The sequence below is a fragment of the Halovibrio sp. HP20-59 genome (assembly GCF_033052795.2).
In the GTDB taxonomy this organism is placed as follows: domain Bacteria; phylum Pseudomonadota; class Gammaproteobacteria; order Pseudomonadales; family Halomonadaceae; genus Vreelandella.
On the sequence record NZ_JAWJUW020000114.1, the window covers coordinates 1 to 257 of the forward strand.

The 257-nt window shown below is 58.4% G+C and carries 1 protein-coding gene; it reads right to left on the reverse strand.

From position 1 onward, the window contains the following. Positions 1-111: 111 nt before the first annotated feature. On the reverse strand, positions 112-252 hold the full coding sequence (locus RZA33_RS19980) for a zinc-binding dehydrogenase (RefSeq protein WP_416337894.1): 141 nt from the start codon (positions 250-252) through the stop codon (positions 112-114). Positions 253-257 lie beyond the last annotated feature (5 nt).

Consider the following 257-nt stretch of genomic DNA (forward strand, 5'->3'; position numbering starts at 1 on the left):
CTCATCCGCATCACCGCTAGCTACAGATTCAGCACTAGTTGGCGGCTTCGAGTGGGTTCGAATCCCAGACTGTCTCGACGAAAGCCGCGTGACCTTCGGGCTGCGACGCACTCATGATTCCCTCACTGAGACGATGACCTTGCCCTTTGCGCGTCCGGCCTCGACATAGGCCATCGCTTCCTTTGTCGACGCGAAGGGGAAGACTCGATCCACGACCGGGCGAATGATTCCGTCATCGATGAGCGACGTGATCTTGG